The sequence below is a fragment of the Actinomyces bouchesdurhonensis genome, assembly GCF_900128465.1.
Classification (GTDB): Bacteria; Actinomycetota; Actinomycetes; order Actinomycetales; family Actinomycetaceae; genus Pauljensenia; species Pauljensenia bouchesdurhonensis.
In genome coordinates this window covers 351,726-360,383 of the sequence record NZ_LT635869.1, presented here as the reverse complement: position 1 = coordinate 360,383, position 8,658 = coordinate 351,726, and the positions used below count along the sequence as shown (strand labels likewise).

The 8,658-nt window shown below is 66.2% G+C and carries 5 protein-coding genes and 2 pseudogenes; 3 read left to right on the top strand and 4 right to left on the bottom strand.

Annotated features, from left to right (window positions below):
* The 4 genes and pseudogenes from BQ7477_RS10035 to BQ7477_RS10020 form a co-directional block, all read right to left on the bottom strand.
* Positions 1-435: NAD(P)-binding domain-containing protein (locus tag BQ7477_RS10035; protein ID WP_234968798.1), on the bottom strand; the 435-nt coding region annotated here is incomplete at its 3' end.
* Between the two features lie 166 nt (positions 436-601).
* Positions 602-1,075: pseudogene (locus BQ7477_RS10030) on the bottom strand (CCA tRNA nucleotidyltransferase); the annotation flags it as partial.
* A gap of 1 nt (position 1,076) precedes the next feature.
* Positions 1,077-1,820: pseudogene (locus tag BQ7477_RS10025) on the bottom strand (NAD(P)-binding domain-containing protein); the annotation flags it as partial.
* Between the two features lie 166 nt (positions 1,821-1,986).
* The gene (locus BQ7477_RS10020) at positions 1,987-3,591 is read right to left on the bottom strand and encodes a CCA tRNA nucleotidyltransferase (RefSeq protein WP_420884442.1); all 1,605 of its coding nucleotides are present in this window, start codon (positions 3,589-3,591) and stop codon (positions 1,987-1,989) included.
* A 132-nt stretch (positions 3,592-3,723) separates the two neighbouring features.
* Here BQ7477_RS10020 and BQ7477_RS10015 point away from each other — a divergent pair, with 132 nt between their 5' ends.
* From BQ7477_RS10015 to murJ, 3 genes are all read left to right on the top strand, one after another.
* Positions 3,724-4,194 (top strand): NUDIX hydrolase, encoded by a 471-nt coding sequence (locus BQ7477_RS10015; protein WP_073983865.1) that lies wholly within the window; start codon positions 3,724-3,726, stop codon positions 4,192-4,194.
* Positions 4,187-6,673, top strand: a complete 2,487-nt coding sequence (locus BQ7477_RS11695; protein ID WP_073983769.1) for a DUF6049 family protein — start codon at positions 4,187-4,189, stop codon at positions 6,671-6,673. Before BQ7477_RS10015 ends, BQ7477_RS11695 begins: the two co-directional genes overlap by 8 nt.
* On the top strand, positions 6,670-8,658 hold a 1,989-nt coding region (gene murJ, locus BQ7477_RS10005), incomplete at its 3' end, for a murein biosynthesis integral membrane protein MurJ (RefSeq protein ID WP_277352394.1). The genes BQ7477_RS11695 and murJ, both read left to right, overlap by 4 nt.

The following is an 8,658-nucleotide window of genomic DNA, read 5'->3' as shown; positions in this document are numbered from 1 at the left end:
ACCCCACAGGGCGCCCTCCTCGCCGCCGGAGACGCCCGCGCCTACGAAGTGCAGGCCGCGCTCGGCGGCCCACTTCTCGCGGCGGATCGTGTCGGTAAACAGGGAGTTACCGCAGTCGACGATGATGTCGCCCTCGTCCATGAGTTCGGCGAGCTGGCCCATGACGGCGTCCGTCGAGGGGCCGGCCTGGACCATCATGATGGCGACGCGCGGAGTGCGAAGCGATGCGACGAAGTCCTCGAGCGTGGACGCGGGGACGAAGGTCGCTTCGTCGCCGTGCTCCGCGATGAGTTTGTCGGTGCGCGCGGGCGTGCGATTGAAGACGGCAGTCGCGTACCCGTTGCGAGCCAGGTTGCGGGCGAGGTTGGCACCCATCACACCCAGTCCGTACACGCCGATGTCAGCCGACGCCTTCTTTGGGGTAAACGTGCTCATGCGGTGACTCTCCTAACGTCTGGGTCAGTTGTCACCAGGGTACGTCCGGAATAGGTGGGGGTGCACCGTGCGTGGGCGTGAGGATGGTCGCGCCCACTCTGGGACGCGGCTCCCCGACGCTACGCCCAGTGCTTGCGTCGCGTCGGGCCTGGGTTTCGTGGCTGCTCTACCCCTGCGCCTCCCGTACTGCCTTCGCGGCGGCCTTGCGGGCCTTCTTTTGCGCGACCTTTGCCTCCCAGTGGGCCTGCTGCGCCTGGTATTCCTCGGCGAGGGCGCGCACGTCGTCCGAAGCCCACCACTCCAGGAGTGCCTCGCGGGCTGCCTCCTCGCCCAGCGGTCCGCGTTCCATGCGCAGCTCAAGCAGGTAGTCGCGGGCGATTTTGACGGCGCGCGAGGGGCGCAGCCCCAGGATGTCCATGATTTGGTCGCCGTCGAGGTCGGGGCGGATCGCGTCGAGTTCCTCCTGCTGCCGCAGGGCGGCAATCCGCTGCTCCAAGTCGTCGTACGCTGCGGACAGGTAGTCGGCCTTGCGGCGGTTGCGGGTCGTGCAGTCTGCGCGCGTGAGGCGATGGAGGCGTTCGAGGAGGTCGCCGGCGTCGGTCACGTATCGGCGCACGGCCGAGTCGGACCAGGCGACCTCNCTGACGCAGGACCTCGACGGTGATCTCCATGAGGTAGGAGTTGAGCTCACCCTCATTCCAGGCGGCGAAAATGTCAGCGATCTCGGCGGGGGTGGCGCCCAGGCCCTCGCGCAGGAGGGTGTAGGCCTCGGCGATGACCTGCATGTCCGCGTACTCGATGCCGTTGTGCACCATCTTCACGAAGTGGCCGGCGCCGTTCGCGCCGATGTACGTGCAGCAGGGCACGCCGTCGTAGGTGCCGGCGATCGCCTCGAACATGGGACCCAGGCGATCGTACGAGGCCGGGGTGCCGCCCGGCATGATGGAGGGACCCCACAGGGCGCCCTCCTCGCCGCCGGAGACGCCCGCGCCTACGAAGTGCAGGCCGCGCTCGGCGGCCCACTTCTCGCGGCGGATCGTGTCGGTAAACAGGGAGTTACCGCAGTCGACGATGATGTCGCCCTCGTCCATGAGTTCGGCGAGCTGGCCCATGACGGCGTCCGTCGAGGGGCCGGCCTGGACCATCATGATGGCGACGCGCGGAGTGCGAAGCGATGCGACGAAGTCCTCGAGCGTGGACGCGGGGACGAAGGTCGCTTCGTCGCCGTGCTCCGCGATGAGTTTGTCGGTGCGCGCGGGCGTGCGATTGAAGACGGCAGTCGCGTACCCGTTGCGAGCCAGGTTGCGGGCGAGGTTGGCACCCATCACACCCAGTCCGTACACGCCGATGTCAGCCGACGCCTTCTTTGGGGTAAACGTGCTCATGCGGTGACTCTCCTAACGTCTGGGTCAGTTGTCACCAGGGTACGTCCGGAATAGGTGGGGGTGCACCGTGCGTGGGCGTGAGGATGGTCGCGCCCACTCTGGGACGCGGCTCCCCGACGCTACGCCCAGTGCTTGCGTCGCGTCGGGCCTGGGTTTCGTGGCTGCTCTACCCCTGCGCCTCCCGTACTGCCTTCGCGGCGGCCTTGCGGGCCTTCTTTTGCGCGACCTTTGCCTCCCAGTGGGCCTGCTGCGCCTGGTATTCCTCGGCGAGGGCGCGCACGTCGTCCGAAGCCCACCACTCCAGGAGTGCCTCGCGGGCTGCCTCCTCGCCCAGCGGTCCGCGTTCCATGCGCAGCTCAAGCAGGTAGTCGCGGGCGATTTTGACGGCGCGCGAGGGGCGCAGCCCCAGGATGTCCATGATTTGGTCGCCGTCGAGGTCGGGGCGGATCGCGTCGAGTTCCTCCTGCTGCCGCAGGGCGGCAATCCGCTGCTCCAAGTCGTCGTACGCTGCGGACAGGTAGTCGGCCTTGCGGCGGTTGCGGGTCGTGCAGTCTGCGCGCGTGAGGCGATGGAGGCGTTCGAGGAGGTCGCCGGCGTCGGTCACGTATCGGCGCACGGCCGAGTCGGACCAGGCGACCTCGCCGTAACCGTGGAAACGCAGGTGCAGGGCAACCAGGTTAGAGACAGCCTCGGTCGTGGCCTTGTCGAAGTGGAGGGCCTTCATGCGCTTGCGCGTCATCTTCGCCCCCACGATCTCGTGGTGATGGAAGGACACGGTGCCGTTCTTCTCGAAGCGGCGCGTCGCCGGCTTGCCGACGTCGTGCATGAGGGCCGCGAAGCGCAGGATGAAATCGGGGGCGGGAACCGGGCCGTCCGGGCCGGTTTCCAGGTCCATGGCCTGCTCGACGACGGTGAGGGTGTGCTCGTAGACGTCCTTGTGGCGCTTATGTTCGTCGACGGTGGAGACGAGGGCGGATACTTCGGGTAGGACGATGTCGGCGACTCCCGTGTGGACCATCAGTTCGATGCCGCGGCGCGGGAAGGGCGAGATGATGAGGCGTTCAAGTTCTGCGCGTATGCGCTCGGCGGAGACGATACCCAGGCGCGATGCCATGGTTTCCATCGCGTTCATGACGTCCAGGTCCACGTCGAGGCCCAGCTGGGCGCTAAAGCGGGCGGCACGCATGATGCGCAGCGGATCGTCATCGAAGGACTGTTCGGCGGACACGGGTGTGCGCAGGTTCCCATCCGCGAGATCCGTCAGGCCGCCGCACGGGTCGACGAGGGCCATCTGCGGCAGGCGCATCGCCATGGCGTTGACCGTGAAGTCGCGGCGCGTCAGGTCGCCTTCGAGCGTGTCACCGAAGGTCACCTCGGGCTTGCGTGAGCCGATCTCGTATTCGTCGGTGCGATACGTCGTCACTTCGACGATCAGGTCGCCGCGGCGCCCGCCGATCGTACCGAATTCCTTGCCGATGTCCCACGTCGCGTTACCCCACTGGGCGAGGAGTTCTTCGGTGCGCTCAGGGCGAGCCGAGGTCGTCATATCAAAATCGTGAGGGGTGACACCCAGGAAGGCATCGCGCACGGGTCCGCCGACAAGCGCGAGTTCTTCCCCGGCTTGATCAAAAATCGTGCCGAGTTCCATAATCGCGGGCGGTAGCGCCGCAAACGTCCGCGTGGCGTTCGCCATGAGGGCAGGAATGTCTGTCGTTCCGGTGTTTTGCGGGGTCACGGAGGCGTTGATCGGGGAAACTGACTGGGTACTCATCGCCCCTAAGCATGCCAGGAAAGCGCCCTGGCCGACTACCGGGGGCCGCCCACCGGCTAAAGTGGAGTCATGCCTGCACGTTCCGTTGACCGCCGAGCCGGGGTTCCCAGACCCCCGCGTCGGTCTGCTTCTGTGCGCGCGGGCCGCTACCACCTGCCTATTTCCGCTGAGACCAGCGCGGGCGGCATCGTCGTTGACGTACGTGACGGAATTCCCTATGCGGCTCTGATTGCTCGGCGCAATCGCGCGGGCCGCGTCGAGTGGTGCCTACCCAAGGGGCATCTGGAGGGGTCCGAGACTCCCCAGCAGGCTGCGCTGCGCGAGGTCGCCGAGGAAACGGGCATCCATGGGCGCATCATCCGCCACCTCGCCTCCATCGACTACTGGTTCTCCGGCAATGACCGCCGTGTCCACAAGGTCGTCCACCACTACTTGATGGACTACGAGTCCGGCACGATCTCCGTGGAGGGGGACCCGGATCATGAGGCCGAGGCCGCCGCGTGGGTGCCCCTGCGCGACGTGTCACGCCAGCTTGCCTACCCCAACGAGCGCCGTATCGTGCGCATCGCCCTCGACTTACTGTATCGGGATAGCCGTGGGTAGGCGCGCGTCGTGGGTGCTCGCCCTTTGCGCGGCGCTGGTCCTTCCCTTCGGTCTGGTCATTGACGAGGCCGGGGCCGCCCCCGTGTCCGCGCAGACGTCTGCGACGGGACAGGAGCGTCCCGCCGTCATGGGCGCTGTTTCCGCCGATTCCAACCTGTCTGTGTCGATCAACGCTCTGACGCCTCGCATCATGACGAGTGAGAGCGAACTCGTTATTTCAGGAACGATCCGCAACGATTCGCCAACGACCCTCGCCTCTGTGAGCCTCGAGGTTTTCGTCGCCAACGAAACACCTATCTCTGTCTCTGCCCTGACGACACAGCTGAGCGAAGACGAGCCTGACGCCACACATGCGGCGTCCACCACGCTCAGCAACGTGGTGCGCGGCGCAACCACCCCCTTCGAAATTCGCATCCCCAGGTCCGACCTGCCGCTGTCCGACACCGACGAGTGGGGGCCGCGCGTTACCACCGTCACCGCGACTTCCGGTGAGTTTTCAGGCAAAGATCGCTCAATCATCGTGTGGGACTCAGGCGCACAGGTCGCCGCCTCCCGTGTCTCCACGGTGGTTCCCTGGACAAAGACGAACGCTGCGAACAACCAGGCCGAGCGTTCGGCGCTCCTGTCCCTGGCGGGGACATCGGGCCTGACACTGGCCGTCGATCCCCTCCTGATTCCGCGCGGCCCCCAGCCTACGACAGCCCCCAAGCCCTCCACACCAGCGGACCAGGATCATTCCGAGGAAGAATCGGGACAGTCGAGCCAATCCGGCCAAACCACAACCCAACCGAACCCGTCCACCTCCGCGGTGCCAACACCCGCGCCTACGGCCACCGACCCCGCGCAGCGTTCCCGTGACCTTCAATCCGAGGCATTCGTTTCCGCCTTCATGTCGACCGCCTCCGAGGTCATCGCACTGCCTAACGGCGACGCAGACCTCGGCGCCCTCGCCCTGTCAGGTAACACCGGCTTCTGGGGTTTAGCCTCTGAATCCATTGACGCCTTCCCGGGGACCCTGCGGCAAACCGGTTGGGTTGCGCCCTCCCCGACGCCAGCAAACCCCACGCCTAGCCCCTCCGCATCCAGTCAAGCCGCGAGCGTCCCCTCACACTCGACGCCCCCCACCGCCTCCGCGACCCCCTCCCCAACGGCCTCGGCCACCCCTGCCGGACAAAGCNCCTCGGCCACCTCTGCCGGACAAAGCGGAACCACGTCGGCCTCCCCCGACTTAGGCCCCACGATCCTGCGTAACGTCGGTTGGCCGGCCGATGAGACCTTCGGCACAACTTTCCTGTCCAACTTCGCGGCTGCCGACCAAATCACGATCGCCCCAGCCTCGTCCCTGGCTCCCGCCGAAGAGGTACCCTTCACCTCCCTGGCACGCGTCAACATCAACCCGACCACGGGACAAACCTCAACAAACGGGGCCGGCGCACACGCCCTCGCCCAGCAGGCCGACATCGCAGCGCTCCTGTCGTGGAACGCCAGCGGCAGCGACGAGCTGGACGCAGAGCAGGCCCTCACCGCGATCACCGCGATCATCGCTCGCGAACGTCCCTCCTCGTCACGCACCCTGTTCGCAGCAGCCCAACGCGGGACCGCAATCAACGACCGCCTCACCAGCCGCGTAAACGCACTCTTCTCCCCCCGATGGGTCTCCGCCATCTCCTTCACGGACATCGCCAACAGCGAACCCACAGACATTGAGCGCGACACAGTCGACACCGGCACCCTTGCCGACGAAACGAAAACCGGGATCGACACCATGGCCTCGTCTCTGACCATGCTCGCGCCGCTGGCAAACGCGACACACGATCCCGACGCCGTCTTCGCCTCCGTCACCCCCGCGATCCTGCCCGCACTCAACGCCGGGTCCACCCCATCCGAGCACCTCGACAACGCGACCGCGATGACAAACCAGGTCACCGCCATGCTCGCAGCCGTATCCGTCGAACCATCCTCGACCGTCAACCTCATTAACAAATCAGCGAACTTCCCGGTCCTCATCCGCAACAACCTGGACTGGCCGATCAACGTCGACGTCACCCTCATCCCAGACGACCCGCGCCTGCGCGCCACCCCGGCGCTTTCCCAGGAGCTGGCCGCACACGGAGCGACAACCGTCGAAGTGCCCGTCGGCGCGATCGGCAGTGGCGACATCGAGGTCACCTACAGGGTGACAACTCCCGACGGTCACGTCCTCGACGACTCCCAGACCGTCACTGTTCGCATGCGCGCCGGCTGGGAAGACGCGATCACTGCTGTCATCGCCTGCCTCTTCGGACTCCTTTTCGTCGTCGGCATCAGCCGGTCGCTGCGCGGCCGGGCAGCTCGCAAGGCACAGGCATCGGACGCCCACGAGGACGCACCTACCTCCGAAGCTGGTAGCCGCACCGATATGGAAAGTCCCGCCCAGGCCTCGGACACACCAAACGACCCCGCTGACCAAGAGACAGCCACGACGAAGGAGACCCCATGAGTTCGAACACGTCTCGTCGATCGATTCTGAGGGCATCGGCTCTCATGGCGTCCGGAACGATGGTGTCGCGCATCCTCGGCTTCGTGCGTAACGCGATGCTGATCGCCGCAGTGGGCGCCACCGCCGGCGGCGTGGGCGCTGCCTTCCAGACGGCCAACACGCTGCCCAACACCGTGTTCAACCTCCTGGCCTCCGGCATCTTCGACGCGGTCCTGGTACCGCAGATCGTCGGCGCTATCAAGCGCCGCAACGACGGCGACACTTACGTCAACCGGCTCCTCACCCTGGCGGGCACAGTCCTGTTCCTCGTCACTTTCGTGACGATGATCCTCGCACCCCTCCTGGTCATGATCACGGCCGCGGGCTACACCGACGACATCCGTCACCTGGCGATCCTCTTCGCGCTCCTATGCCTGCCGCAGCTCTTCTTCTACGGCCTGTACAACCTCCTGGGCGAGCTCCTCAACGCCCGTGAAATCTTCGGACCCTACATGTGGGCACCCGTCGTCAACAACGTCGTAGGCATCGCCGGCCTCGGTCTTTTCCTCGCGATCTGGGGCAGCGCCCCCGACGGCGGCATTCCCGCGGGCGACGTAACCGGCGCCCAGTTCTGGGTCCTGGCCGGCTCAGCAACCCTCGGCGTCATCTGCCAAGCCCTGTGCCTGCTGTGGCCGATGCGTCGCGCAGGCATCTCCTTCAAGCCCGACTTCCACTTCCGTGGCACATCCTTCGGGTCGATGCCGCGCGTCGCCGGCTGGACGTTCGCGACCCTCGGCGTCTCCCAGATCGGTGTACTCTCCACCAATAACCTGGCCGCCATGGCCGACGGCTATATCGGTCGCAATGGTGCCCAAGGCGGCGTCGTCGGCATCCTCGCCTACTCGACGGCATTCATGATCTTCATGGTCCCCCAATCGCTCATCACCGTGTCCTTGACGACCGCAATCTTTACGCGCATGGCGGGTGCCGTCGCCGACGGTGACGATAAGGCAGTCGCCGACAGCTACCACCTGGGTGTCCGCACGATAACCTCACTAACCCTCGCCGCCGCCGCGATGCTGATGGCCGGTTCTGTCCCCATGATGGAGATCGCAATGGCAGCCAAGGGCGGGGACCCGCAGGCTGTCACCGCTTATGCGCTTGTACTCACCTCGCTCATGCCGGGTGTCGCCTCCACCGGCATGGTCCTCATGAGCCAGCGCGTCTTCTTCGCCTACGAGGACGTCAAACCTGTCTTCCTCATGGGCATTGGGCCCACGATCATCCAGGTGATCGTCGGTTGGTCGCTGTACGCCATGACGGGAGCGCGCTGGTGGGTTGTCGCCGCTGCCCTGGGCGAGACCGCGTGCCGCCTGACGCAGGGTGTCATCGCCGTCGTGTGGGTCTCGCGTGAAAACCGCTACGTGGACCGTTCAGGCCTGCTGCGCTCCTACATCTGTTACCTCGGCGCTGCGGTTGCATCGGGCATCGCCGGCTTCGCTGTCCTGTGGCTCATAGGTATTCACACGAGCGTGTCGTCTTCGCTGGGCCGCATGGCCATCGCGGGCGTCAAGCTCTCGGTTGTCTCGGCCATCACCGGCCTCGTCTATCTCCTGGTGCTGCGCTTGGCTGCACCCAGCGAATCCCTTGCCATGATGCGTCCCCTCCTGACGCGCCTACGTGTCCCCGTCTCTGTGGTGAACATCCTGGCAGCGTCGTCCACGCCTACCGCGCAACCAACTGCGATAATGGCGTCACACACACAAGAACAGACGGAGGAATCGATGGCCGACACGCCAGAAACGACCGGCGACGGCAAGGCGTTGCCGTCGTTCGACGAGGTTGTCTCCAACTCGCCGATTCCCGCTCCACCTGCCCCACCCGCACCCGCAGCCCCACCCGCACCCGCACCCGCAGCCCCAGAGGAGGCGGCAAGCATCGCAACAACACCCGCGTCCACCGGCGCGCCTGCCGTCGCAGCGGCGGCACCGGTCCTCGACCCGGCG